This window comes from Nocardioides sp. F233 (genome assembly GCF_057813895.1).
In genome coordinates this window covers 532,207-556,924 of sequence record NZ_JBVASH010000003.1, presented here as the reverse complement: position 1 = coordinate 556,924, position 24,718 = coordinate 532,207, and the positions used below count along the sequence as shown (strand labels likewise).

The window sequence follows — 24,718 nt, the reverse complement described above, 5'->3', positions numbered from 1 at the left end:
GTACAACGGGTGGATGCAGGGCTACCTCTCCCGTCTCCATCGCGTCTACCTCGTGGATGACCACGACATCGTCCGGCGCGGTGTACGTGACCTGCTCATCCCCGCCCGGGACATCAAGGTCGTGGGCGACACCGGATCAGCGCGGGAGGCTGTTCCGGAGATCCTTCAGCTTGCGCCGGACGTCATGCTCCTGGACCTTCACCTGCAGGACGGCACTGGCATCGAGGTCTGTCGCGCCGTCCGGTCCAAGAATCCTTCGATCGTGGGTCTTCTCCTTACTGCGGCCGGGGACGACGAGGCAGGGGCGGCAGCTGTTCTCGCCGGTGCCGCGGGATTCATCGTCAAGGTGAGCCGCAGCAGCAACATCATGAACACGGTCCGACAGCTGGGACCGGGCACGACCCTGATGGATTCCGACAGCGTCGGGCGTGCCACAAGGCTGCTCGAGTCGACCATCGACAGCCTCAAGCCGACTGTCACCGAGGATGAGCACCGGATACTCGAGCTCCTCGTTGGTGGCATGACAGACAGCCAGATCACACAGACGTTGGCGTCGAGCGAACACGATCCTGGCGCGAAGATCGTCGACCTCGTTGCGCGCCTGACTCAAGCGCTACTAACAGGCCCGTAGCACCTCGACGTCAGCGAAGAGTTGGGATGCGTTGACACGAGCAGGTCGGGGGCAGGTTGAATCGCCCCGGGTCTGATGGAGGCCCTGGTCTGCTCGCACAGGGGTTCACGGGCGCTCCGTACACCGGCGAACCGGTCGGACGGTGGTGCCACGAAGGCCACGAACAGCACCGGTACGACGGTCGCCAGCGACAGCAGCGGGAACATCACCCGCCCACCGAAGCGGTCGGTCAGCGCGCCGACGACGATCCGGCCGAGCAAGCCCAGCGTTCCGTGTCCCGGAACGGCGGGCCAAGCGGGCTCAGCAACGCCCACGCCCAGAAGTTCACGACGAACCCGAGCGTAGCCACGCCCACCATCAACCAGGACGTGGCACCCCGGGCCCACTCAGCCGGCGAGCAGCACGGGCATCAGCTCGCGCACCTGGGTGCGCAGGTCGTCGAGCACGCCCTGGCGCCCGCACAGGTGACCGAGCAGGGCCTGCTGGAACAGGCCGTCGAGCAGGCCGTAGGTGACATGCGGGGTCATCGCGGTGGGTCGCCCGGCGAGCTCGGCGTACGTCGAGACGACCCGCCAGACCATGTCCTCGAGGGTCTGGTCGATCTGGAGCACGGCCTCGCGCAGGCTCTCCTCGAACATGCTCTGGGAGCGCAGGTCGTACCAGAGGCGGTGCATCGGGGCCTCGTCGACGATCGTCTCCGCGAGCTTGTCGGCGAAGCCCTCGACCAGACCCTCGGGAGTGGTCGCGGCGGCGACGACGCCGTCGTAGCGGTGCACGCAGGTCGCCTTGTACTGGCGCACGCAGTAGACGATCAGCTCGAGCTTGTCGTGGAAGTAGTAGTGGACGACGCCGTGGGAGAACTCGGAGTTGTTGGCGATCTCGCGCAGGCTGGCGCGCGCGTAGCCGAGCTCACCGAGGGTCCGCAGGGCGGAGTCAGCCAGGGCACGACGGCGTTCGTCGTGCTTGTCGGCGGGCGTACGACGCGCCGTGGCAGTCGTCATGTCGCCGGACACTACCCGATCCGGGACCGCTCTTGACAGATGTCCAGACATTTCTGGGCATATGTCCAGAGAAGTCTTGACACTCGTCAAGGTTCGGGAGTTGTGTGTCCTGCATCACACGCAGCCCCGTGAACCAGACGAACCGACGAAGGAGTCGCTCCCATGACCACACCCGAGCTGGCCGGGCGCACCGCCCTGGTGACCGGCGGAGCCCAGGGCCTCGGCCGAAAGTTCGCCGAGCTCCTCACCGCGGCGGGCGCGACCGTCGTGGTCGCCGACGTCCAGGACGAGAAGGGCAAGGAGGTCGCGTCGTCGATCGGCGGCGCCTTCGTCCACCTCGACGTCACCGACGACGCCTCCTGGGAGGCGGCGGTCGCCCAGGCGGTGCGCGAGGTCGGCGGCCTCGACATCCTCGTCAACAACGCCGGGATCGAGATCGCCGGGCTCTTCGTCGACCTCGACCCGGACGTCGTACGCCGGATCTTCGACGTCAACGTCGTCGGCACCTCGCTCGGCATCAAGCACGCCTTCCGCACCATGGGGCCGGGTGGTGCTGCCGGCAAGGGCGGCGTCGTCATCAACATCGCCTCGGTCGCCGCCACCATCGCCTTCCCGGCGCTGTCGGCGTACTCCGCCTCGAAGTCGGCGGTCGACCGGATCACCCGGATCGCGGCGATGGAGAGCGGCAAGCTGGGGCTCGGCGTCCGGGTCAACTGCGTCTACCCCGGCCTGGTGCCCAACGAGATGGGCGCCGGGCTGGCCAACGAGATGACCGCGCTCGGGCTGTTCCCCTCGCCCGAGGAGGCCGTGGCCGGCGTGGTCGCGCTGACCCCGTCGGGCCGGCTGGCCACCGAGGACGAGATCGCCGACGCGGTCGTCTTCCTCGCGTCGGACCGGGCACGGTTCGTCAACGGCATCGGCCTCCCGGTCGACGGCGGAATGGGGATGTGAGCACGATGACCAAGCCTGTGATCGTCTACGGCGCCTCCGGCTACACCGGCCGGCTGATCTGCGAGTACCTCCGCGAGTTCGGCGTCCCGTTCGTGGCCGCCGGTCGCGACGGCGGCAAGCTCAAGGCCTCGATGGAGGCCAACGTCCCCGGCATCGAGACCGCCGACTACGAGATCGTCGAGGTCGCCCACGACGTGGCCGCGCTCACCGAGCTGTTCCGCGGCGCGGCCGTCGTGTGCAACACGGTCGGGCCTTTCTCCAAGTACGGCCCCGAGGTGGTCGAGGCGGCCCTGGCCGCCGGCACCCACTACCTCGACACCACCGGCGAGCAGGACTGGCTGATCACCTGCGACGAGCGCTGGGGCGCGGACTTCGCGGCCGCCGGTCTGCTGCTCTCCCCCGGCATCGCGCAGATGTACACGACCGGCGAGATCGCCGCCGAGCTCTGCCTCGAGAAGCCCGGCCTCGACTCCCTCGACATCGCGGTGTTCTGGGGTGGATCCCCCACGATCGCCTCGACCCAGACCATCCTGGTCAACGCCGCGACGTCGAGGGCGCACTACCTCCAGCAGAACCAGTACGTCGAGTTCGACCCGACCCAGGGCCTGGTCCCGCTCGTCGTACCCGGACAGCACGAGCTCGCGCTGTCGCTGCCGTGGGGCGGTACGTCGCACCCGGTCTGGTACCGCACGGACCCGCGGGTCGCGAACTGCAAGGCGCAGGGCGGCGTCTTCAACGCGGCCCTGATGAACGGCGTCCCGCAGATCGTCGCCGGCGCGCTGGAGGCGACCAAGGACATGAACGAGGCCGACCGCGACGCCGCGCTCACCGCGACCGCGGCCCAGGTGATGAATCAGATGCCCCCGCGGGAGAACCCCCGGCTCAACAAGTCGCTCGACTCGGTGCACGCCTCGGGTCCACTCGGCCGGGCGCACTGCGTGATCCACGGCAACCAGAACTACAAGCAGACCGGGCTGCTGCAGGCCTACGCGGCGTACTCGCTGCTCCAGCAGCCGCCTCTCCGGGTCGGGTTCGCGTCGGGCTGCAAGGCGTTCGGGCACCGCGCCCTCCTGGGCCAGCTGCGGGCGTTCGGCCTGGTCTCCGAACCGGTGCTCACCGTCGAGGGCTGAGGAGCCACCGGTGCGGCTGGTCGACTACCTGGACAAGGGTGCGTCGCTGGGAGGGGACGCCCCCTGCCTGGTCTGCGACGGGCGGACGTGGACGTACGGCGAGGTGAGGGGCCTCGCCGACACGATCGCGTCCGCCCTCGCAGGCCGTGGCGTGGCGCCCGGCGACAAGGTGGCGGTCCTCGCGTCCAACGATCCGGTCGCCTTCACCTGCGTGTTCGGGATCAGTCGCGCCGGCGCCGTGTGGTGCCCGATCAACCCCCGCAACGAGGCAGCCGAGAACCGCGAGCTGCTCGACCTGTTCGAGTGCACGACGCTGGTCTTCCAGGCGTCGTACGCCGGGCTGGTCGACCAGATCCGCGGCGACCTGCCCGCGGTGACGACGCTGGTCTGCCTCGACGGGTCCGTCGAGTGGGCCCTCGACTGGGAGGAGTTCCTGGCCTGCGGCGTGGAACCCGTCGACCGGCCTGCCGATGACGACCTGGCGATGATCGTCGGCACCGGTGGCACCACCGGGCGCCCCAAGGGCGTGATGCTCACGGGCGCCAACCTCGAGACGATGACGGCGCTGACCCTGATCGGCTACCCCTGGCCGGCGCGACCCGCCCGGCCGACGTATCTCGCCCTTGCGCCGCTCACCCACGCCGCCGGCGTGCTGTGCTTCCCCGTGCTCGCCTCGGGCGGGTCGATCGTCGTGATGAGGACTCCCGACGTGGGCGGCTTCCTGTCGGCCGTCGCCGAGCACCGCGTCACCCACACGTTCCTCCCGCCGACGCTGATCTACATGGTGCTCGACCACCCGGACCTCGCGACGACGGACCTCTCGTCCCTGCAGTGCTTCTGGTACGGCGCCGCGCCGATGTCGTCGCGCCGGCTGGAGGAGGCGCTCACCCGGATCGGCCCGGTGATGGCGCAGCTGTTCGGCCAGACCGAGGCGCCGATGATGATCTCGACGATGGCACCGGGCGACCACTTCCGCGACGACGGGTCGATCGCGGCCGAGCGGCTGTCGTCGGCGGGGCGTCCCGCACCGCTGGTGACCGTCGCGGTCATGGATACCGACGGCCGCCTGCTGCCCGACGGCGAGCGCGGCGAGATCGTGGTCCGCAGCTCGCTGGTGATGCGCGGCTACTACAAGAACCCGGCGGCGACGGCCGAGGCGTCGGCGTACGGCTGGCACCACACGGGCGACATCGGCTACCTCAGCACCGACCCCGGCGACGAGGGATTCCTGCACATCGTCGACCGGGCCAAGGACATGGTGATCACCGGTGGCTTCAACGTGTACTCGACCGAGGTCGAGCAGGCCCTGATGGCCCACCCGGCCATCGCCGACTGCGCGGTCATCGGCCTGCCCGACGAGAAGTGGGGCGAGCGCCTCACCGCTGTCCTGCAGCTGCGGCCGGGCCGGTCCGTCCTCCCTGCGGAGGTGCAGGCGTTCGTGAAGGAGCGGATCGGCAGCGTCAAGACACCCAAGCAGGTGGAGGTCTGGGACGACCTGCCGCGCTCCAAGGTCGGCAAGGTCCTCAAGACCGAGATCAAGAAGCAGCTGACATGAACCCGACCCCCGACCCGACCCTGAGCCGTACGGCGTCCGTCCTCGTCGTCGAGGACAACCCGCTGCTGCTCCTCGTCCTGTCCGAGCTCGTCGGGTCCATGGCACCCCTCACGCTCGCCGGAGCCGCGGCAGACGCCCTCACGGCCTTGCAGCTCAGCACCGAGGCGCGGCTCGACGCCGCCATCTGCGACATCCACCTGCCCGACATGAGCGGCCTGGACCTCATCCCCCGTCTCCGCGCGCACCACCCCGAGCTGGTCGTCATCACCTACAGCTCCGCGGACATCGATCCCACCGTCCTCGCCCAGGTCGGCGTCGACCGGTCGTTCGACAAGGGCCACCACCCTTCCGACGTCGTCAGCGCACTCGCGCAGCACCTCGACGTCGGGTGAAATGCGAACCGGCCCTGACTCAGCGTTTTCCGCTGGTCAGAGCCGGTTTCTTCGGTCGGGCTGACAGGATTTGAACCTGCGACCCCCTGACCCCCAGTCAGGTGCGCTACCAAGCTGCGCTACAGCCCGATGCCCCGTTCGGGATCACCGTCCGAAGCGAACGGAACACTACCGCAGGCCGGTGGGCTCCCTCGAATCGGCCTCGTCGCGGCGCGCCGTACGGTAGGAACTGGCTGCATGGATCGACGACTTCTCGTGGCCCTCGTGCTCCCGCTCGCCCTCACCGGCTGTGGCGACGACGGCAGCGACGGCGGCGGCACGAAGGACGCGGCGGAGCCGACGCCGAGCGTGGTCACGACGGCGCCCGAGGCGGGGTCCGGGAGCGGGCCGATCACGGACGGGGACGAGGCGGCGATCTCGGCGACGCTCAAGGAGTTCCTGGTCACCGGTGACTGCGCCCTGGCGACCGACGACTACCTGCGCTCGATCGCGCTGTTCGCCGACGAGTCGACGTCGCGGGAGGAAGCCTGCACGAGCTGGGAGAACGTGTTCAGCAAGCCGTTGTTCGGCGAGGACGACGTCCGGCTGACCGAGCTCGAGGGCAGTGACGGGGTGGCGACGGTCAAGGTCGGCTCGGACCTCGCCAACATCACGACGCTCTACCAGCTCACGCTGACCGACGGGACCTGGCGGGTCAGCGGCGACGAGTTCAACACCGACGGCCTGTAGGCACGGGCGTCACCGGAAGTCCCGCGAGGACTGCCGCGCCTGCAGGGCATCGCCCGCACCCGGCAGTACGGCGTCCAGCGGCTCGACCCGGTCGGCGACCAGGTTGGTGACGCCGTCCTGGCGCTCGACCATCCCGCGGATCACGACCGCGACCCGGTTGCGCGCGGCCTGCCGGTGGGCGCGCATCACGCCCTGCGAGCAGACGACGTTGAGCATCCCGGTCTCGTCCTCGAGGTTGAGGAAGGTGATCCCGCCGGCAGTGCCCGGCCGCTGGCGATGGGTGACCAGCCCGGCGACGTGCACCCGGCGCCCCGCCTCGGTGGCCGGCAGGTCACCGACCGCCTTGATGCCGGCGGCGCTCAACGTCTCCCGGAAGTGCTGGATCGGGTGGACGTCGGTCGAGATCCGGGTCGCCCACAGGTCGGCGAGGGTCACCTCGAGCGGCGTCATCTCCGGCAGGATCGGCGGCGCCGGCGCGGGAGTGCTGCCGGGCAGCTGGTCTCCCTCCTCGGCGTACCCGGCCATCCACAGCGCCTGGCGCCGGTCGAGCCCGAACCCGTCGAGAGCGCCGGCGGTGGCGAGCGCCTCGAGCTGGGCCTGGGTCAGTGCGGCGCGGCGGGAGAGGTCGCGGATGTCGGCGTACGGCGCCTCGGCACGGGCCGTCACGATCCGGGTCGCGACCTCGGTGCCGATCCCCTTCACCGCGTCGAGCCCGAGGCGCACGGCGAGCGTGCCGTCGTACCGCAACGGGTCCTCGGCCCTCGCCTCGCAGGCCTCGAGCCCGGCCTGGACGTCGGAGTGGACCAGGTCCGGCGGCAGGACGACGACGCCGTGGCGGCGGGCGTCGGCGACCAGGGACTGCGGGGAGTAGAAGCCCATCGGCTGGTTGCGCAGCAGCCCGGCGAGGAAGGCCGCCGGGTAGTGCAGCTTGAACCACGACGAGGCGTAGACGAGCAGCGCGAAGCTGAGCGCGTGGGACTCGGCGAACCCGAAGCCGGCGAAGGACAGCACCTGGACGTAGATCGCGTCGGCGGCGTCGCCGGTGATCCCCTTGCGTGCCATGCCGGCATACAGCTTCTCCTTGACCTTCTCGATCCGCTCGATCCCCCGCTTCGAGCCCATCGCCCGGCGCAGCAGGTCGGCGTCGTCGGGCGAGCAGTCACCCAGCGCGACCGCCATCTGCATGAGCTGCTCCTGGAACAGGGGTACGCCTTTGGTGCGTTCGAGGATCGGCTCCAGCAGCGGGTGCGGGTAGGTCACCTTCTCCCGTCCGGTCTTGCGGCGGATGTAGGGGTGGACCGCACCGCCCTGGATCGGGCCGGGGCGGATCAGCGCGATCTCGATGGCGAGCTGGTAGAAGCAGTCCGGCTTGAGCCGCGGCAGGGTGCCGATCTGGGCACGGGACTCGACCTGGAAGACGCCGATCGAGTCGGCGCGGCCGAGCATCTCGTAGACCGCCTCCTCCTCCTTGGGCAGCGTCGCCAGCGTCCACTCCTGACCGAGGTGCTCGGCGACGAGTCGGATCATGTGGTCGAGCGCGCCGAGCATGCCGAGGCCGAGCAGGTCGAACTTCACCAGCCCCATCGACTCGCAGCCGTCCTTGTCCCACTGCAGCACGGTCCGCTTGTCCATCCGCGCCTTCTCGATCGGGCAGACCTCCCCGATCGGGCGCTCGGTGAGGACCATGCCGCCGGAGTGGATGCCGAGGTGGCGCGGCGCACCGATCAGCTCCTCGGCGAGCGCGACGACGGGATCGGGGATGCCGAGGTCCTTCTCCACGTCGCTCCCCCAGCTGTCGACCTGCTTGGACCAGGCGTCCTGCTGCCCGGGCGAGTGGCCGAGTGCCTTCGCGGCGTCACGCACCGCCATCCGCGGCCGGTAGCTGATCACGTTGCACACCTGCGCGGCGTTGCGTCGCCCGTAGGTGTCGTAGACCCACTGGATCACCTCCTCGCGCCGGTCGGAGTCGAAGTCGACGTCGATGTCGGGCTCCTCCTCGCGGTGCTGGGAGATGAACCGCTCGAACGGAAGGTTGTAGAAGACCGAGTCGATGGCGGTGATCCCGAGCGCGTAGCAGACCGCGCTGCTCGCCGCCGATCCCCTGCCCTGGCACAGGATCTTCTGCTCACGGGCGAAGGCGACGATGTCGTGGACGATGATGAAGTAGCCGGCGAAGTCCTTCTCCAGGATCACCTTCATCTCGGCCTCGACCCGCTGCCGGGCCGCCTCCGCGTGCGGCTCGTGGGCGTACCGCTCCATGAAGCCCCGCTCCAGCAGGTCGCGCAGGTGCTCGCCCGGCGTACGTCCCTCCGGGATGCCCTGCTTCGGCAGCCGGGGCGAGGCCTTGCGCAGGTCGAACGCCAGCTCGCGGGCGAGGACGACAGAGCGTCGCACCGCGTCCGGCCGGTGCGCGAACCGCCGCAGCATCTCCTCCCCGCTGCGCAGGTGCGCACCACCGGACAGGTCCAGCCAGCCGTCGAGCTCGGCGATGCTGCGTCGCGCCCGCACCGCCGCCATCGCCGCCGCCAGCCGCCGCTTCTCGGGGGCGGCGAAGTGGACGTTGCCCGTCGCGAGCACCGGGAGGCCGCGGTCGTCGGCGATCCGGGCCAGCAGGTCGTTGTCCTCCTCACCGCCCGGGTGGTCGCTGGCGGTCAGCTCGACCACGACGTGCTCGGGGCCGAACCTGTCGACGAGGTGGTCGAGGGCGGTTGCTGCTGCAGCGGGACCGCTGGCGGCGAGGGTCTGGCGGACCGTGCCCTTGCGGCACCCGGTGAGCACCACCCAGTGCCCGCGGCCCCGCTCGGCGAGCTCGTCGAGGTCGTGGGCGGGACTGCCCTTCTCCGGCGCGCGCAGCCCGGCCTCGGTGATCGCCCCCGACAGCCGGTGATAGCCCTCCACCCCGCGCGCGAGCACCAGCAGGTGGCTGCCCTCGGGGTCGGGGATGCCGTTCTGCGAGCGGTGCACGTCGAGGGTCAGCTCGGCGCCGTAGATCGTCCGCAGCTCGTAGTCCGCTCCTGCCTCCGCGAACAGCGGCGCCCCCGCGAACCCGTCGTGGTCGGTCAGCGCGAGCGCGTCGAGCCCCAGCCGGACGGCTTCCTTCACCAGGTCGCCCGGCGAGCTGGCGCCGTCGAGGAAGCTGAAGTGGCTGTGGCAGTGGAGCTCGGCGTACGGCGTCGACGCGGTCGGCCTGACCACCTGGTCGGGCTCGACCCGCGGCCGCTTGCGGCGCGACACCGGCGCCTCGAGCGCGGGCGCGCGCCCGGACAGTCGCCGCTCGAGCTCGCTCCACGGGACCGGGGGGTTGTTCCAGCCCATGACCCCAGACTAATCGAACACGTGTTCGATCTGCAATGTCCTACGCTCCCCCGGTGACCACGGTGACATCGGCGACGTCGGTGCGGCAGGTGCAGGTGACCTTCGACTGCGCGAGCCCGCGGGCCGTCGCCGACTTCTGGAAGGCCACCCTCGGGTACGTCGACCCGCCGTACCCGCCCGACCCCGACGACGCCTGGGCCGTCTGCCAGGACCCCACTGGCGTCGGCCCGCGGCTGTACTTCCAGCGCGTCCCCGAGACCAAGGTCGCCAAGAACCGGGTCCACCTCGACGTCCGGGTCGTCACCGGCCTGACCGGTGCCGAGCGGCTCGCCGTGCTGGAGGCGGACGCGTCCCGTCTCGAGGCCCTCGGCGCCCGGCGCGGCACGCTCCTGCTCGCCGACGACGAGAACGAGTCCTGCCAGAACATGTACGACGTCGAGGGCAATGAGTTCTGCCTCGACTGAGGTTCCCGCCGCCGCTCAGTTGATGATCTCGCCCCGCTCGTCCTCGAGCAGTACGGCCAACCGGTCGCGCCAGCCCTGCAGTGCCTCGGGGGTCAGCCGCGTCCAGTCGTGGACCTCGCCGACGACCCGGAGCGGCTCCAGGCTGCGGTAGGACCGCGTGGGGTTGCCGGGGAACTTCTTGTCGGTGACGTTCGGGTCGTTCTCGAAGGGACCGGTGGGTACGACGGCGTACACCCGCGGCTCGGCGTCGCCGGCGGCGAGCTCGGCGGCCAGGCCGGCACCGTCCGGCAGGGCCGTGAAGTAGATGTGGTTCATCACGACCTCGGGCCGGTAGTTCGACCGGAAGCCCGACGTGAGCAGGTCGCCGACCTGCAGGTCGGCCTTCGTGCCGTGGAAGAAAGGCCCCTCGTCCAGCGCGTCGCTCACCGGGCCAGCGTAGGCGGACGGGCGACGTGATGAGTTCTCCCGCGCGCGAGCGTCACATGGACGACACGACAGGAACGAGAGGGAAGGATGGCGTGATGAGCGTTGAGGTCGGTGAGGCGGAGTTCACGGGGCTGGCGGAGCGACACCGTCGCGAGCTGCACGTGCACTGCTACCGGATGCTGGGCTCCTTCGAGGACGCCGAGGACACCGTGCAGGAGACCTTCCTGCGGGCCTGGCGCCGGCGGGAGACGTACGAGGGGCGCGCGTCGTTCCGCGCCTGGCTGTACCGGATCGCGACCAATGCGTCCCTTGACCTGCTCGCCCAACGGCGCCCGAAGCCTGCGACGGGCGGCGAGGTGCCGTGGCTGCAGCCCTACCCCGACCGCCTGCTCGACGAGCTGGCCGACGAGGCGGAGGATCCCGAGTCGGCTGTCGTCGTCCGGGAGACGATCGAGCTGGCGTACGTCGTCGCGGTGCAGCACCTCGCCCCGCGACCACGCGCGGTGCTGATCCTGCGTGACGTGCTCGGCTGGCCGGCCAAGGACGTCGCCGAGCTGCTCGGCGACTCCGTCAACTCGGTCAACAGCGCGCTGCAGCGCGCCCGGGCCGGCATGCGCGAGCATCTGCCCGCCGACCGCCAGGACTGGAGCGACGGCGGCCGGGACGACGCCACGCGGGAGCTGGTACGTCGGTTCACCGAGGCCACCGTGGCGACCGACATCGACGCGATCGCGGCCATGCTGCGACCCGACGTCCGCTCCTCGATGCCACCCACCCCGGGCGTGCGTGTCGGGCGGGACGCCGTCCTGGCCGACTGGGTCGCCGACGGGTTCGCCGACCTGGAGGGCCTGCGCGCCGTACCCACCGCCGTCAACCGGCAGCCGGCGATCGCCTTCTACCTGTGGCGCGAGGACGCGGCGGCGTACCTGCCGCTCACCATCGACGTCCTGCGCGTCACCGACGGCGCCGTCGCGGACGTCGTCATCTTCGGCTCGGACCGGTTCCCGAGCCTGGGCTTGCCCGAGGAGCTGGCCACCGGGGCCTGACCGCGGGGGCAGGATGGGGCCCATGACGCACGTACGACGCTTCGACCACATCGGCATCACCGTCGCGGACCTCGAGGCGGCGACGGCGTTCTTCGTCCGGCTCGGGCTCGAGGTCGAGGGCACCGGTGAGGTGGCGGGCGAGTTCGTCGAGACGGTCTGCGCCATCCCGGGCGCGCGCTGCCGGATCGCGATGCTGCGGACGCCGGGCGACGGGCCGCGGTTGGAGCTGTCGAGCTTCGTCACGCCCGACCACACGCCCGGCTCCCCGGACGCGCTGGCCAACGAGGTCGGCCTGCGCAACGTGTCCTTCGAGGTCGAGGACCTGCAGGCCGCGGTCGACGCGGTCGCGGCCGACGGGTATGGGCTGGTCGGCGGGATCGGCGAGTACGAGGGCAGTGTGCGGATGGCGTACGTGCGCGGGCCGGAAGGGATCGTCGTGTCGCTGTTCGAGCAGCTCGGCTGATCAGCAGCCGACGCAGGTCCGCGCCGTCGGTCGCACCTCGAGCCGGCCCTCGGCGATCGACCGTCCGCAGGTCTCGCACACGCCGTACGTCCCGGTGTCGAGCCGGGCCAGGGCCGCATCGACCTCGGCCAGGCGCCGTCGCACCTGTGCCACCAGGGCGGCCAGCTGCGAGCGCTCGAAGGCGATCGTCGCGCCTTCGGGGTCGTGCTCGTCGTCGGCGTTGGTGTCGCGGGAGGCGGCGACGACCTCGTCGAAGCTGCCGGTCAGGTCGGCCAGGCGCCGCCGGGCCTCCTCCCGCTCTGCCGCCAGCAGCTCGCGCACCCCGTCCATGCCGACCGATGCTGCCACTGCGGACCGACACCCCTCGACCATTTCTAGAACAGGTTCTACAGTGCGGCCATGGACCTTGTCGCGATCGAGGAGATCAAGCGCCTCAAGCACCGCTACTTCCGCACGCTCGACCTGAAGAAGTGGGACGAGTACGCCGACTGCCTGACCGAGGACGTCGACGCGAAGTACGGCACGCAGGCGATGGGCACGCCGCTGCACTTCGACGGCCGGGACGCGGTGGTCGAGTACATGTCGAAGAACCTCGGTCCCGGGATCGTCACGATCCACATCGCCAACCACCCCGAGATCGACGTCGACGGCGACACCGCCACTGGGTCGTGGGCGTTCGAGGACACGGTGATCGTGCCTGAGTTCAAGGTCCGGATCCGCGGCGGCGGCTACTACGTCGACACCTACCGTCGCGACCCCGACGGGGCCTGGCGGATCGCGTCGACGCAGTACGAGCGCATCTACGAGGCGATGACGTCGCTCGAGGACACCCCCAGCTTCAAGCTGATCGCCAACCGCTGGGCCGACCAGTAGCCCTCAGTCGAGCTCGAGCTCCTCGAACGGGTAGTCCTTCGGCGCGAGGAACTCGGTGCCCGGCACGACCCGACCGTTCGGGTCGGCGGAGCTGACGTAGTTGGCGAGGCTGCGCGGTGCCTGGCGGTAGATCAGGTCCACCCACGCGGCGTACTTCCCTGCCATCGCGGCGTCGTCCCAGAAGATGACGTCCTGCTCGTCGGAGTGCCAGCCGAGCTGGGTCCAGTTCTCGCTGCTGGACAGGACGGCGTTGCCGTCGGCGCGGCCGGCGACGTTGCCCTGCACCGACAGGCCCTTCAGGTGGACGTAGCGGTCCTTGAACTTGTTGGCCGTCGCGCCGGTGATGTAGACCATCTGCTTCGCCGGCAGGCCGCGCAGGATGGTGCGGATCTTCAGCGGCATCATCATGAAGACGATGCGTACGTCGCAGCCCGCGTTGGCCAGCTCGCGCACCTTGCGGGCGACCTTGACGCCTCGCTCGTCACCCCAGACCGCGTTGGCGACCCGCACCTTCGTCCGCCCGCCGGGGACGTTGGTCGCTCCGGTGCACTGGACCTGGTCGAGCACCTTGAGCGCCGGGTCGGTCTTCCGCTTGTGGGGCGCGAACATCGAGGTGATCGTCGAACCCGGGGTCGTGGTGCTCGGCACCGTGAACCGCAGTGGGCGGGCGTTCTCGTCCTTCTTCGCCTGCTTCCACATCGTCATCCAGCCGTCGTAGAGCGGTTGGTTCTCAGTGATCGTGGTCCAGTCGTTGAACTGCTGCACCGCCGCCGCACCGGTGAAGTTGGCCGATCCCTGCATCGCGATCCAGCTGGTCGCGCCCGACCGGCTCACCAGCATCAGCTTGGAGTGCATCGCACCGCCCTTGCCGCGGCACGTCGAGGCGCAGGTGCGGATCCAGCTGCGCAGCTCCTTGGGCCGTTCGGCGTTGCCCTTGGCGAGCGCCTTGCGCAGCGTCGGGTAGGACCGCCCCGGCCCCTGGCCCTTCGCCAGTCCGCGGGACATGATGATCTGCACCGAGACGCCACGCTGGTGGGCGTTGATGAAGACCTTCGCCAGTTTCGGCGAGTCGAAGTTCCAGGTCATCAGCCGGATCGACTCCCCCGCCGGGACGTTCTTGACGGTCGTGATGATCCGGCGCTGGATCTTCGTCTTCTTCTTCGCGCTGCGGAACGGGTGGTTGAAGACGATCCCGGGCTTGACGACGTACGCCGGGTCGGGTGCAGCCTGCGCCGCCGGCGTACGCCCTGGCCCGACCACCAGCAGCGCCGCCCCGAGCAGCACCGCCAGCGACATCGCCACCAGCCCCCGCGTCGTACCGACCGTCGACCTGTCCCACACGAACCGCACGATTCCCACTCTCCTGGTGTCCCGAGCCTTCCTCCCTCACAGCGGCAGGACCAGGGAATTCGTTACAGGCGAGGTCAGTCCTTCAGCAGCCGGTCGATCTCGGTGAGCACGCCCTTGCGGTTCCTGCCGGCGACCTCGCGCTCGCGCAGCCGCCGGAGGTCGTCGGGACCGAGACCGACCAGTCGGGGCTTCACCTGGGCGACGGTGAGGGCGTGGAGGTCGGGGACGACGAGGGACTCGACGTTGTCGGGCACCGCAGCGGCGGTGGGAGCAGCGGGGGCCGGTTCGGTACGCCGGCGGTTGGGTCGCAGCTGGGGCGGGATCGGCAGCTTCGCGGGCTGCTGGCGCACGGTGTCGAGCACCTGCAGCAGCGCGTGCGAGTACGCCTTCCCGGTGCTGACGAGCTGGCCGAGCAGGTGGTCGGCCTCGGCGCGGGTCAGCGAGCCGCGGGAGACGAGGTCGTCCATCAGCCCCTGCAACCGGGTCATCTGGATCGTGACGCTGTGCTCGAGCGCGCCGTGCAGCGCCCGCAGGTTGCGCCCGACGAGGTCAGCCGGCTTCCCGGTCAGTCCCATGCTCTCCTCCAGAGGTTCACGCCCTCCCTCCAGCAGGGTAGGGCGCCGCGGTCGCCGATATCCAGTGGCGTGGCGGGTGCACGCCACCGACGGTGCGACCAGTCGTCACTCAGTCATAGGCCGCCTCCACCTCCCAGCTGCCGGGTGCACGCCAGCACAGCAGCCAGGCCCGGCCGTCCACACCGACCACCTGGAACCGGGCAGCCCGCCCCGAGCCTGCACCCGAGCCCGCACCCGAGCCCGCCAGCCACCACCCCTCGTCGACCGGCCACGGCCCGGCCCAGGAGGCGACGGGGCACCAGTGCCGCCCGAGCCTGATCCGCCACGGCTCGCCGGTCACCAGTCCCCGCGCGGTGACCGCGACGGGGACCGAGGCCTCGTCGACGACCTCGGCCTCGAGCGGCGTGGCGAAGACCCGGCTCGGCGCGGGGCCGGGGATCCGGCCGGGCCAGGGTCGTTCGACCGGGCGTAGACCGAGCGGCCGCTCACCCCAGGGGACCAGGGCCTGGCGGTCGGCGGCACCGCGGCCGCCCTGGAGCACGGGGACCCGGACGGCGTCGTACCCGACCATCGCCTGGACCCGGGCGACACCGCGCACCACCTGCTCCTCGGCTCCGCCGCCCCACAGCCCGTCGGCGTGGTCGCCGGCGGGCTCGACGACGTCGGGCAGGAAGCGGACGAGGGCGACTGCGGAGGTGATGGTCTCGCCGGTGCTCTTGCGGCTGCGCAGCCCCGAGGAGGCCATGCCGGCCTGGAGCTGCCAGTGCACCCGGTCGACGAGGTCGCGGGAGGTGAAGCAGCGTGGGTGCAGCCAGGTCCTGGCGGAGACGCCCTCCTCGAACTCGGCCTCGATCCGTACGGAGGTCGCCACCAGCTGCCGGTCGGCCAGTCCGGCGACGAACCGCTCCGCGGTGGTGCGGACGCTGAAGGTGACCGCCTCGGCGGAGTCGAGCGGGGGCTCGAAGGCGATCTCGCAGGCCAGCTCGGGTGGCGGGGTGCGCGAGGCGAGCCGGGTCACCTCACGGCCCTGCACCCGTCGCCACACGTCGGTGCCGTAGCTGCCGAAACGGTTGGCGACCTCACCGGCACCGAGCCGGGCGAAGTCGGCGAGCAGCACCAGCCCGAGCCGGCGCAGGAGGTCGGCGAGCTCGGCGCCCTCCGGCCCGTCGTCAGCGAGGACGGTGACGGGCAGGCCGCGCAGGAACTCCGCCGAGGAGCCCGAGGGGACGGAGAGGCAGGACTGGGGCGGCGCCTCCCGCGCAGCACGTTCGGCCGTGTAGAGGTCGTCGGCGGCACCGAACCGGCTGTCCCAGACCCCGGCCTCGACGAGGTGCTCGGCGAGGACCGCCGCCGCGGCCTCCTCCCCACCGATCTGCGTGCCCTGGCCGTCGATCCCGCGGCGCGCGAAGTACCGCCCTGGGGCGGGGACGGCGAGCAGCCCGGGCCGCAGCGGTGCCACACCGGGCCGTACCGCCTCGACCGCCGCCAGCACCGGCTCGAACCACCGTGCGTCGCGGTCGGGGTTGGCGTCGAGGAGCACCACCTCGGGACAGCGCGCCTGGGCATCGCGGCGCCGGTGGCCGCGGCGTACGCCCTCGGCCCGGGCGCCGGCATTGCACACGACCACCTTGTTGTTGGCCAGGACGACGGCCGGTGCCGCGACGTCGGGGGGCGGGGCATCGTCGGGCATCGCGTCAACGCGCTCGAGCAGCGCCGCGGTCACCGACCAGTCCGGGCACCAGAGCACCATCGTCCGCATCAGAGCACCACGTCCGCCCGCACCGGCATCCGCCCACCACCGCTCGCGACGAGCGTTGCCCGCCGCTCACGGAGCCGCCCACGACCGTGGCCGATGCCGTCCCAGGTCACCTGCTCCGCGCTGAGCCGCGCCTCGCAGCGCGGCCACTCCCCCTGCACGACGAGCACCGCCGACCTGGCCCGCAGCCGGGCCTCGAGGAGGGAGGCGGACTTCGCGTCGACGCCGCCAGGCGGGCGGAGCACCACGACCTTGAGCACGTCGACCAGGGCCGCGGTCACCTCGAGCCAGTGCTCGCCCGGCGTGGGGACGAGGACCGTGCGCCCGAGCACGATCCCGCGCTGCTGGGCGGCCTCGGCACCGAAGTCGTCCCAGCCTGCGAACCCGACCCACTCACCGGCCTGCGAGGCGCCGGCCGCCAGCGCCATCCCGAGGCTCGCCGAGTCGACGCCGTAGACCCCGCCGGTGCGCAGCTGGACCAGGCCGGCGAGCGCGGGCAGCACCGGCACCAGCAGCCGGGTCGGCCCGCCCTCGAGAGCAGCGATCCGCCCGCGCAGCTGGTCCAGCACAGCACGCGGGTCGTCGATCTCGAGGGGGCGAACACTCACCCGCCCATGTTCGAACATCCGTTCGAACAAAGCAAGTGGCGGCCTCCGCCGTGAGGGCCGCCACGAGTTTCACCGGCCGGCCGGTGAAACTGCTGCTGGGACGACGAAGCATCCTCGTCCCAGCACCGGTTTCCTCGTCCAAGCCGATCAGTCATCCACAGGCCCGAGGCGGTGCATCTCGCTATCCACAAACACGGTGGGCGACACAAGCACCCCGCCCGGAAAGAGGGCAGGCTCACCGGCATGCTCGAGTACCTCGTCGACGCACACGGGATTCTGCTACGTCGCGACGCCATCGCCGCCGGCTCAACGGACGATGCCCTGAAGCGTGCCGTACGCGCCGGCTTCCTGGTGCGCCTCCGCCAAGGCGTCTACGCACTCCGCGCCATCTGGGAGGACGCAGATCCCGTAGCTCGACACCGGCTCCTCCTCGAGGGAGCTCGCCAGCTGTACGACGACAACGTGGCCGCTTCCCACGTCAGCGCCTGCATCGAGCACGGAGGGCCCGACTGGGGACTCGACCTCACCTCAGTCCACTTCACCAGCCTGTGCGGCAAGGGGGAACGGTCAGCAGCCCTCGTGGTCCACCACCGAGGGGAGCTCCTCGTCAACGACCTCACGCGCGACGAGCGCGGCTGGCTGACGGCGCCAACACGCACAGCCTTGGACACCGCCACGCTGGCAGATCTTGAACCGGCCGTGGCCATCATCGACTGGTACGTCCAAGCAGGCCTGACCACCTTGATCGCGCTATTCGACCACTACGACCACCGCATGAGAGCCTGGCCAGAGTCGCTCCGGCTTCGCCACATCCTCGGACTGGCGGACGGCAGGGCCGAGTCCGTGGGCGAGACGCGCACGCGGCTCATGCTCCGCGCCGCACACGTACCAGCACCGATCGCCCAGTACGAGATCCGGCATCCGAGCGGTCTCCTGGCAGGGCGCGTCGACTTCGCATGGCCCCAGTTCAAGGTGATGCTCGAGTTCGACGGCCAGGTCAAGTACCACCGGTTCCGCCGTCCCGGCGAGACCATCGAACAGATGGTGATCCGGGAGAAGCAGCGCGAGGACCAGCTCCGCGAGCTGACCGGGTGGACCATGATCCGGATCACCTGGGCCGATCTCGCCCGCCCCGAAGCCACCGTCGCACGCATCCTGCGAGTCATGCGCCTGGCCGCCTGAACCTCCCACCAGTCGCACCTGTCACAGACCTGGCACAAAACTCACGCTTGGACGAGGCAGGTTCCTCGTCCAAGCGCGAGTTTCACCGGTCGGCCGGTGAATCTGGCATTTCAGGCGGTGCCGTACACCGGCTCCGGCGCGGGCGCCTCGCCCAGCATGTCCCGGAGAGCGGGACCGACCTTCTCGGCCTCCCAGCGGGCACCGGCGTCGCGTGAGGGTCCGTGTGTCCAGCCGTTCTCGACAGTGATGACCGAGCCGTCGATCTCGATGACGCGACCGGTCACGTCGCCGGCCTCCTCGGAAGCGAGCCAGGCCACGACGGGAGAGTTGTCCTCGGGCAGTGCCATCGCGGAGGTGTCGAAGGCGCCCTCGGTCATCCGGGTCTTGGCGACCGGGGCGATCGCGTTGACCGTGACGCCGTACCGGCCCATCTCGACGGCGGCGACCAGGGTCATGCCGGCGATGCCCGCCTTCGCGGCGGAGTACGTCGTCTGGCCGAGCGAGCCCTGGAGGCCGGCGCCCGACGAGGTGTTGATCACGCGGGCCGCGCGCTGGCGCCCCTCCTTGGCCTCGGCACGCCAGTAGGCACCCGCGTGGCGCAGCGGCGCGAAGTGACCCTTGAGGTGCACGCGTACGACGGCGTCCCACTCCTCCTCGCTGGTGTTGACCAGCATCCGGTCGCGCAGGAAGCCCGCGTTGTTGACCAGGATGTCGAGGCCACCGAAGGTGTCGATCGCCTGCTGGACCATGGCCTCGGCAGCAGCGAAGTCGGCGACGTCCGCGCCGTTGACGACGGCCTGCCCGCCCATCGCCTCGATCTCGGCGACGACCTGGTGCGCGGGCGACTCGTCGGTGCCCTCACCCGCAGCCGACACGCCGAAGTCGTTGACGACAACCTTGGCGCCGTGGCGCGCCAGCTCGAGCGCGTGCGCGCGTCCGATGCCTCGTCCGGCACCGGTCACGATCGCGACCCGGCCCTCCAGCAACCTGCTCACTTCGGTCTCCTCTACGGCTCGGTTGGTCTGCTCCTCGTCCACTCGGACTCGGGACAGCACACACAATACCAAGCAAATGCTTGGTAGCATGTCGGCATGACAGTCACCAGCGAGTTGCGGCCCGACGGGATCCGCGTCGTCACGATGAACGCTCCCCCGGTCAACGCCCTCACCGTCCAGGGCTGGTTCGACGTGGCAGCAGCCCTCGACGAGGCCAGCGCCGACATGGCGACCAAGGTCGTCGTCCTCCGCGCGGAGGGCAAGGGCTTCAACGCCGGCGTCGACATCAAGGAGATGCAGAACACCACCGGGTTCGACGCCCTCATCGGCGCCAACAAGGGCTGCTTCGCCGCCTTCAAGGCTGTCTACGAGTGCTCGGTCCCCGTCGTCGCGGCCGTCAACGGCTTCTGCGTCGGCGGCGGTGTCGGTCTGGTCGGCAACGCCGACATCGTGGTCGCGAGCGACGACGCCTTCTTCGGCGTACCCGAGGTCAACCAGGGCGCCCTCGGCGCCGCCACCCACATGGCGCGCCTGGTCCCCCAGCACATGATGCGCACCCTCTACTTCACCGCACGCACCATCCCGGCCAAGGACCTGGTCCAGTTCGGCTCGGTGCTCGAGGTCGTCCCGCGCGAGGACCTCCTCGACGCCGCCCTCAAGGTGGCCGGCGAGATCGCCGCCAAGAACACCAAGGTGATCCGGGCCGCCAAGGAAGCGCTCAACGGGATCGACCCGATCGACGTCAACAAGTCCTACCGCTGGGAGCAGGGCTTCACCTTCGAGCTCAACCTGATGGGCGTCAGCGACGAGCTGCGCGACGACTTCGCAGGAACCGACAAGGCCAAGGGGGCCTGATGAGCAGCAACCGCAAGCCGCGCGACAAGCGGATGTCGATCGACGACGTCGTCGGCAGCCTCGAGAGCGGCATGACCATCGGCATCGGCGGCTGGGGCCCGCGGCGCAAGCCGATGGCCCTGGTCCGCGCGATCTACAACTCCGACCTCACCGACCTGACGATCGTCAGCTGGGGCGGCGCCGATGTGGGCCTGCTCGCCCGCGCCGGCAAGATCCGCAAGCTGGTCTACGCCTTCGTCTCGCTCGACACGGTCCCGCTCGAGCCGAACTTCCAGCGCGCCCGCCAGACCGCGTCCATCCCGGAGGTCGTCGAGCTCGACGAGGGCATGTTCCAGACCGGTCTCAAGGCCGCGGCCGAGCGCCTGCCGTTCCTCCCGATGCGCGCAGGCCTCGGCTCCGACGTCCTGGTCAACAACCCGTGGATCAAGACCGTCACCAGCCCGTACGACGATGGCCACGGTCACGAGGAGCTCGTCGCCGTTCCCGCGCTGAAGCTGGACGCCGCACTGGTGCACCTCAACCGCGCCGACCAGCACGGCAACGCGTCGTACCTCGGGCCGGACCCGTACTTCGACGACCTGTTCGCGATGGCCGCCGACAAGACGTACCTGAGCGTCGAGGAGGTCGTCGACACCGCCGGCCTCACCGTCGACACGCCCGTCCAGCGGCTGCTGCTCAGCCGGATGATGGTCTCCGGCGTCGTCGAGACCCCCAACGGCGCGCACTTCACCACCTGCACGCCCGACTACGAGCGCGACGAGAAGTTCCAGCGTGCGTACGCCGCCGCCGCGTCCGGCACCGAGGAGGACTGGCAGGCGTTCCACGACCGTTTCCTCGCTGGCGACGAGGCGTCGTACCAGGCAGCCGTGCAGGCCTTCACCGAGGAGAACGCCAAGTGAGCGACTACACCCGCGCGGACGTGTGCGCCGCCGCGATCGCCGACGCCTTCAGCGAGGACGGCGAGATCTTCGCCAGCCCGATGGGCCTGCTGCCGACGCTCGGCGTCCGGCTGGCCAAGCTGACCTCCAACCCCGATCTGGTGATCAGCGACGGCGAGTCGGTGTTCCTGGGCGGCACCCCGCCGCTGGGCGGCAAGGACGTCGTCGAGGGCTGGATCCCGTTCCGCCGCGTGTTCGACGTCGTCGCCTACGGCAAGCGCCACGTGATGATGGGCGCCACCCAGGTCGACCGCCAGGGCAACCAGAACATCTCCGCGATCGGCCCGTTCGCCCAGCCCAAGCGCCAGCTGCTCGGCTCACGCGGCGCCCCGGGCAACACGGTGAACAACCGCACGTCGTACTGGGTCCCGAAGCACTCCTCCCGTGTCTTCGTCGAGAAGGTCGACATCGTCTCCGGCGTCGGCCCGGCCCGCGCCGAGGCCGCCGGCACCGGCGCCTCGCGCTTCAACGACATCCACCGGGTCGTCAGCAACCTCGGCGTCTTCGACATGGGAGGTGCCGACCACACGATGCGGCTCGTCTCGGTCCACCCGGGCGTGACCGTCGACGAGGTCGTCGCGGCCACGGGGTTCGCCCTCGAGGTGCCGGCCGAGGTGCCGGTGACCCGCGAGCCGTCGTACGAGGAGCTGCTCCTCATCCGCGAGATGCTGGACCCGAAGGGTCTTCGCTTCAAGGAGGTCCCGAATGATTGACCAGCAGATCCGTACGCCGTTCACCGACCTGGTCGGCGTCCCCCACCCGGTCGTGCAGACCGGAATGGGCTGGGTCTCCGGTCCACGCCTGGTGTCCGGCACCGCCAACGCCGGCGGCCTCGGCATCCTCGCCTCGGCGACGATGACGTTCGCCGAGCTCGAGGCCGCGATCATCGAGGTCAAGGGCCGCACCGACAAGCCGTTCGGCGTCAACCTGCGCGCCGACGCCGGTGACGCCGCCGACCGCTGCCAGCTGCTGATCGACCACGGCGTGAAGGTCGCGTCCTTCGCGCTGGCCCCGAAGCCGGAGCTGATCGCGAAGCTCAAGGAGCACGGCATCGTCGTGATGCCCTCGATCGGTGCGGCCAAGCACGCGGTCAAGGTCGCCTCGTGGGGCGCCGACGCCGTGATGATCCAGGGCGGCGAGGGCGGCGGACACACCGGCGCCGTCCCGACCACGCTGCTGCTGCCGACCGTGCTTGACGCCGTCGACATCCCGGTCATCGCCGCGGGTGGCTTCTTCGACGGTCGCGGTCTCGCCGCGGCGCTGTCGTACGGCGCTGCCGGCGTCGGCATGGGCACCCGCTTCCTGCTGACCCGCGACTCCGCGGTCCCGCAGGCGGTCAAGGAGCTGTACCTGTCGAAGGGCCTCTCGGACACGGTCGTCACGACCAAGGTCGACGGCATGCCCCACCGGATGCTGCGCACCGACCTCGTCGAGTCGCTGGAGGAGACCTCCGCCGTGCGTCGCCTCGGTCCCACCGCCCGGCGCACCCTGGAGTTCAAGAAGTCCTCCGGGATGTCGTGGACCCAGCTGCTCAAGGACGGCCGCTCCATGAAGAAGGCGCAGGGCCGCACCCTGGGCCAGATGGCGCTGGCCGCCAACACCCCGACCATGCTCCGTGCGGGCCTGGTCGAGGGCGACACGTCCGCCGGCGTGCTCGCCAGCGGCCAGGTCGTCGGCGTGATCGACGACCTGCCGTCGTGCGAGGAGCTGGTCGAGCGGATCGTCGTCGAGGCGGCCGGCGAGCTGAAGCGAGCGTCGTCGTACGTCGTGTGACCTCGTGACAGCGAGGGCGCGACCGGTCAGTCCGGTCGCGTCCTCGCTGCTTCCTGCTGCATCCGCCGCTCGTGGAGGCGCTGCTCGGCCGCGGGCAGGAACTCGAGGCAGGGCGCGTCGCTGGACGGGTGCTGCTCCTTGAGGTGGAAGACCCAGCGGTCCATCGCCGCCATGAACCCGTTGTCGGCGCCCGAGCGGTACGCCGACCACGGCCGGTGCCCCTTGGCCGTGCACTCCGAACAGCTGATCTTGTAGACGAACTGGTCGTCGGCTCCGACCTCGATCCGTACCCGCGCCAGCGGGCCGGCCTGCGTCGCGGCCTTGCGCTCGCGCGCGGCTCGACTCGCCACCATGTCAGTACCTCATCTCGTCCGACCACCGAGCCTAACGACCCGCTCGGTGAAGTGTCGGACCACTCCCCTAGGGTCGATCAGGTGAGCCGCCGATGAGCAAGATGGACGCAGTACGCGCGATGCGCGAGGCCCGCTATGCGGAGGCCCAGGCCCGAGCCGGCCGTCCCGCCCCGACCACGCGGGCCGCGAAGCCTGCCAAGGCAGCGCCTGCGAAGGCGGAGCCCGCCAAGGCCGCGCCGGCGGCAGAGACGGAGACGGACGACAGCGCGCTGTGCGGTCATCGCAACATCAGTGGGCGCACCTGCACCCGCGAGCGCGGGCACGCGGCGAAGTCGCACCGCTACTCCTAGAGCGCCTCAGTCCAGCGACCGCTGGTAGGCCCACTCCCGGCCCATGACCCGGTAGCCGAGCACCTCGTTCACGTCGATCATGTGGTCGTTCGACTCGGCGTTCCAGGTGTCGATCCGTTCGAGCTCGGGCTCGGCGTCGGCGAGCCAGCGGAGCATGCCGATCTTCAGCAACAGGCCGAGGCGGTGACCGCGATGGGCTCGGGCGACGGTGGTGTCGTGCTGGGCGCCCCGGGCCGGGTCGGCGGCGGAGACCACGACGACGGTCTGGCCGGCGAGCTCGCCGGTCGGGAGGTGCCGGGCGACGAGGCGGTACAGGCGTTGGTCGCGCCCCGCCACCGCCGTCTCGTACGCACGCATCCGCCCTGCGGTGTACACCTCGTCCTCGTAGTCGAGGTCGTCCATCGGAGCGTCGTTGATGGCGGACGCCAGCACCGCAAGGGCGTCGAGCCGGACGTCGGGGGTCGGGCAGGGCCAGCGTTCGAGCACGTAGTCGGCGGCATGGGGCAATGCTGCGTCGTGGCGCCGGTCGAGCTCGGCCTGGTCGACCCCGGCCAGGAACTGTCGCCGGTTGATCGACGCGAGCTTGCGCCGAAAGCCGTGCCTCGTCGCGAACGCGTCACCCGGCTCCGACTCCCAGGCCTCGACGACGAGGCTGGTCCGCCCACGACGGCGTGCCTCTGCCAGCAGGGCGTCGAGCAGAGCCGTGCCGTGGCCCCGGCGCCGGTGCTCGGGGTGCACGCCGAGGTCGAGGAAGGCGATGTCACGGTTGTCGTACTCGCTCGTCGCGACCGAGCCCCAGGCGACGGCGTGCCCACCCACCCGCAGGAGGTAGGGCGACTCCGGCTCACCGTCCCAGCCGTGGCGGAACCGTGCCGCCGCCGATGTCGGGGTCTCACGCTGCACCCACGGCACATCGGCGTCCGTGATCGCGTTGGCCAGGGCGGTCCAGGCCGCCACGTCGTCGTGGTCGTCGGGTCCGAAGGGGTGGAGGTCCATGGCACCAGCCT

Annotated in this window: 27 protein-coding genes and 1 tRNA gene; 16 read left to right on the top strand and 12 right to left on the bottom strand. The window is 70.6% G+C overall.

The genetic code is table 11. From position 1 onward, the window contains the following. The first annotated feature begins 13 nt into the window (after positions 1–13). Positions 14–631, top strand: coding sequence for a response regulator (locus tag ACZYRU_RS13990; RefSeq protein ID WP_488957698.1), 618 nt, complete (start codon positions 14–16; stop codon positions 629–631). 386 nt (positions 632–1,017) lie between these two features. Here the strand turns inward: ACZYRU_RS13990 and ACZYRU_RS13985 are convergent, their stop codons facing one another. Next, a complete protein-coding gene (locus ACZYRU_RS13985; RefSeq protein ID WP_488957697.1) occupies positions 1,018–1,632 on the bottom strand; it encodes a TetR/AcrR family transcriptional regulator in 615 nt (204 codons plus the stop codon). 162 nt (positions 1,633–1,794) lie between these two features. Here ACZYRU_RS13985 and ACZYRU_RS13980 point away from each other — a divergent pair, with 162 nt between their 5' ends. Genes ACZYRU_RS13980 through ACZYRU_RS13965 form a run of 4 tightly spaced genes read left to right on the top strand, consistent with a single transcriptional unit; the run spans position 1,795 to position 5,660 of the window. Then, positions 1,795–2,583 carry an SDR family NAD(P)-dependent oxidoreductase gene (locus ACZYRU_RS13980; RefSeq protein ID WP_488957696.1) on the top strand — a complete coding sequence of 263 codons (789 nt, stop codon included), beginning with the start codon at positions 1,795–1,797 and terminating at the stop codon, positions 2,581–2,583. Between the two features lie 5 nt (positions 2,584–2,588). Then, on the top strand, positions 2,589–3,713 hold the full coding sequence (locus ACZYRU_RS13975; RefSeq protein WP_488957695.1) for a DUF5938 domain-containing protein: 1,125 nt from the start codon (positions 2,589–2,591) through the stop codon (positions 3,711–3,713). A 10-nt stretch (positions 3,714–3,723) separates the two neighbouring features. Further along, on the top strand, positions 3,724–5,268 hold the full coding sequence (locus ACZYRU_RS13970; RefSeq protein ID WP_488957694.1) for an acyl-CoA synthetase: 1,545 nt from the start codon (positions 3,724–3,726) through the stop codon (positions 5,266–5,268). Further along, positions 5,265–5,660: a response regulator gene (locus tag ACZYRU_RS13965; protein ID WP_488957693.1), complete on the top strand. Its 396-nt coding sequence runs from the start codon at positions 5,265–5,267 to the stop codon at positions 5,658–5,660. Before ACZYRU_RS13970 ends, ACZYRU_RS13965 begins: the two co-directional genes overlap by 4 nt. A gap of 55 nt (positions 5,661–5,715) precedes the next feature. On the opposite strand, the gene ACZYRU_RS13960 is transcribed toward ACZYRU_RS13965, so the two are convergent. Continuing rightward, positions 5,716–5,789, bottom strand: a tRNA-Pro gene (locus tag ACZYRU_RS13960). A 108-nt stretch (positions 5,790–5,897) separates the two neighbouring features. On the opposite strand from ACZYRU_RS13960, the gene ACZYRU_RS13955 reads away from it, so the two are divergent. Further along, positions 5,898–6,389 (top strand): hypothetical protein, encoded by a 492-nt coding sequence (locus ACZYRU_RS13955; protein ID WP_488957692.1) that lies wholly within the window; start codon positions 5,898–5,900, stop codon positions 6,387–6,389. Positions 6,390–6,398: 9 nt separating this feature from the next. On the opposite strand, the gene ACZYRU_RS13950 is transcribed toward ACZYRU_RS13955, so the two are convergent. After that, positions 6,399–9,704 carry an error-prone DNA polymerase gene (locus tag ACZYRU_RS13950; protein WP_488957691.1) on the bottom strand — a complete coding sequence of 1,102 codons (3,306 nt, stop codon included), beginning with the start codon at positions 9,702–9,704 and terminating at the stop codon, positions 6,399–6,401. A gap of 53 nt (positions 9,705–9,757) precedes the next feature. On the opposite strand from ACZYRU_RS13950, the gene ACZYRU_RS13945 reads away from it, so the two are divergent. Further along, a complete protein-coding gene (locus ACZYRU_RS13945) occupies positions 9,758–10,168 on the top strand; it encodes a VOC family protein (RefSeq protein ID WP_488957690.1) in 411 nt (136 codons plus the stop codon). Positions 10,169–10,183: 15 nt separating this feature from the next. On the opposite strand, the gene arr is transcribed toward ACZYRU_RS13945, so the two are convergent. Beyond that, on the bottom strand, positions 10,184–10,594 hold the full coding sequence (gene arr, locus ACZYRU_RS13940; protein WP_488957689.1) for an NAD(+)--rifampin ADP-ribosyltransferase: 411 nt from the start codon (positions 10,592–10,594) through the stop codon (positions 10,184–10,186). Between the two features lie 95 nt (positions 10,595–10,689). Here arr and ACZYRU_RS13935 point away from each other — a divergent pair, with 95 nt between their 5' ends. Together ACZYRU_RS13935 and ACZYRU_RS13930 are read left to right on the top strand one after the other, a co-directional pair. Further along, complete coding sequence (locus ACZYRU_RS13935; RefSeq protein WP_488957688.1) at positions 10,690–11,640, top strand: RNA polymerase subunit sigma-70; 951 nt, start codon at positions 10,690–10,692, stop codon at positions 11,638–11,640. A 22-nt stretch (positions 11,641–11,662) separates the two neighbouring features. Beyond that, positions 11,663–12,103 carry a VOC family protein gene (locus tag ACZYRU_RS13930; RefSeq protein ID WP_488957687.1) on the top strand — a complete coding sequence of 147 codons (441 nt, stop codon included), beginning with the start codon at positions 11,663–11,665 and terminating at the stop codon, positions 12,101–12,103. Here the strand turns inward: ACZYRU_RS13930 and ACZYRU_RS13925 are convergent, their stop codons facing one another. Next, positions 12,104–12,433: a TraR/DksA family transcriptional regulator gene (locus ACZYRU_RS13925; RefSeq protein ID WP_488957686.1), complete on the bottom strand. Its 330-nt coding sequence runs from the start codon at positions 12,431–12,433 to the stop codon at positions 12,104–12,106. It abuts the gene before it with no gap. A 69-nt stretch (positions 12,434–12,502) separates the two neighbouring features. Here ACZYRU_RS13925 and ACZYRU_RS13920 point away from each other — a divergent pair, with 69 nt between their 5' ends. Then, a complete protein-coding gene (locus ACZYRU_RS13920; RefSeq protein ID WP_488957685.1) occupies positions 12,503–12,976 on the top strand; it encodes a nuclear transport factor 2 family protein in 474 nt (157 codons plus the stop codon). Positions 12,977–12,979: 3 nt separating this feature from the next. Here ACZYRU_RS13920 and ACZYRU_RS13915 read toward each other — a convergent pair whose 3' ends face one another. From ACZYRU_RS13915 to ACZYRU_RS13900, 4 genes are all read right to left on the bottom strand, one after another. Then, positions 12,980–14,326: a phospholipase D-like domain-containing protein gene (locus ACZYRU_RS13915; RefSeq protein ID WP_488957684.1), complete on the bottom strand. Its 1,347-nt coding sequence runs from the start codon at positions 14,324–14,326 to the stop codon at positions 12,980–12,982. Between the two features lie 74 nt (positions 14,327–14,400). Continuing rightward, on the bottom strand, positions 14,401–14,901 hold the full coding sequence (locus tag ACZYRU_RS13910; RefSeq protein WP_488957683.1) for a hypothetical protein: 501 nt from the start codon (positions 14,899–14,901) through the stop codon (positions 14,401–14,403). A gap of 109 nt (positions 14,902–15,010) precedes the next feature. Then, a complete protein-coding gene (locus ACZYRU_RS13905) occupies positions 15,011–16,660 on the bottom strand; it encodes a Y-family DNA polymerase (protein WP_488957682.1) in 1,650 nt (549 codons plus the stop codon). Further along, positions 16,660–17,265 carry a hypothetical protein gene (locus ACZYRU_RS13900; protein ID WP_488957681.1) on the bottom strand — a complete coding sequence of 202 codons (606 nt, stop codon included), beginning with the start codon at positions 17,263–17,265 and terminating at the stop codon, positions 16,660–16,662. Before ACZYRU_RS13900 ends, ACZYRU_RS13905 begins: the two co-directional genes overlap by 1 nt. Positions 17,266–17,508: 243 nt before the next feature. On the opposite strand from ACZYRU_RS13900, the gene ACZYRU_RS13895 reads away from it, so the two are divergent. After that, positions 17,509–18,447 (top strand): type IV toxin-antitoxin system AbiEi family antitoxin domain-containing protein, encoded by a 939-nt coding sequence (locus ACZYRU_RS13895; RefSeq protein WP_488957680.1) that lies wholly within the window; start codon positions 17,509–17,511, stop codon positions 18,445–18,447. A 110-nt stretch (positions 18,448–18,557) separates the two neighbouring features. On the opposite strand, the gene ACZYRU_RS13890 is transcribed toward ACZYRU_RS13895, so the two are convergent. Then, the gene (locus ACZYRU_RS13890) at positions 18,558–19,442 is read right to left on the bottom strand and encodes an SDR family oxidoreductase (RefSeq protein WP_488957679.1); all 885 of its coding nucleotides are present in this window, start codon (positions 19,440–19,442) and stop codon (positions 18,558–18,560) included. Positions 19,443–19,538: 96 nt separating this feature from the next. On the opposite strand from ACZYRU_RS13890, the gene ACZYRU_RS13885 reads away from it, so the two are divergent. Genes ACZYRU_RS13885 through ACZYRU_RS13870 form a run of 4 tightly spaced genes read left to right on the top strand, consistent with a single transcriptional unit; the run spans position 19,539 to position 23,008 of the window. Beyond that, positions 19,539–20,297 carry an enoyl-CoA hydratase family protein gene (locus ACZYRU_RS13885; RefSeq protein ID WP_488957678.1) on the top strand — a complete coding sequence of 253 codons (759 nt, stop codon included), beginning with the start codon at positions 19,539–19,541 and terminating at the stop codon, positions 20,295–20,297. After that, positions 20,297–21,196 carry a CoA transferase subunit A gene (locus tag ACZYRU_RS13880; protein WP_488957677.1) on the top strand — a complete coding sequence of 300 codons (900 nt, stop codon included), beginning with the start codon at positions 20,297–20,299 and terminating at the stop codon, positions 21,194–21,196. Before ACZYRU_RS13885 ends, ACZYRU_RS13880 begins: the two co-directional genes overlap by 1 nt. Then, a complete protein-coding gene (locus tag ACZYRU_RS13875; protein ID WP_488957676.1) occupies positions 21,193–21,948 on the top strand; it encodes a CoA-transferase subunit beta in 756 nt (251 codons plus the stop codon). The genes ACZYRU_RS13880 and ACZYRU_RS13875 overlap by 4 nt, the downstream gene beginning before the upstream one ends. After that, positions 21,941–23,008 (top strand): NAD(P)H-dependent flavin oxidoreductase, encoded by a 1,068-nt coding sequence (locus ACZYRU_RS13870; RefSeq protein WP_488957675.1) that lies wholly within the window; start codon positions 21,941–21,943, stop codon positions 23,006–23,008. The genes ACZYRU_RS13875 and ACZYRU_RS13870 overlap by 8 nt, the downstream gene beginning before the upstream one ends. 26 nt (positions 23,009–23,034) lie before the next feature. On the opposite strand, the gene ACZYRU_RS13865 is transcribed toward ACZYRU_RS13870, so the two are convergent. After that, the gene (locus ACZYRU_RS13865) at positions 23,035–23,361 is read right to left on the bottom strand and encodes a hypothetical protein (protein WP_488957674.1); all 327 of its coding nucleotides are present in this window, start codon (positions 23,359–23,361) and stop codon (positions 23,035–23,037) included. A gap of 92 nt (positions 23,362–23,453) precedes the next feature. Between ACZYRU_RS13865 and ACZYRU_RS13860 the strand changes: the two genes are divergently transcribed. Beyond that, on the top strand, positions 23,454–23,711 hold the full coding sequence (locus ACZYRU_RS13860) for a hypothetical protein (RefSeq protein WP_488957673.1): 258 nt from the start codon (positions 23,454–23,456) through the stop codon (positions 23,709–23,711). Positions 23,712–23,717: 6 nt separating this feature from the next. Here the strand turns inward: ACZYRU_RS13860 and ACZYRU_RS13855 are convergent, their stop codons facing one another. Then, positions 23,718–24,707 (bottom strand): GNAT family N-acetyltransferase, encoded by a 990-nt coding sequence (locus ACZYRU_RS13855; RefSeq protein WP_488957672.1) that lies wholly within the window; start codon positions 24,705–24,707, stop codon positions 23,718–23,720. Positions 24,708–24,718 lie beyond the last annotated feature (11 nt).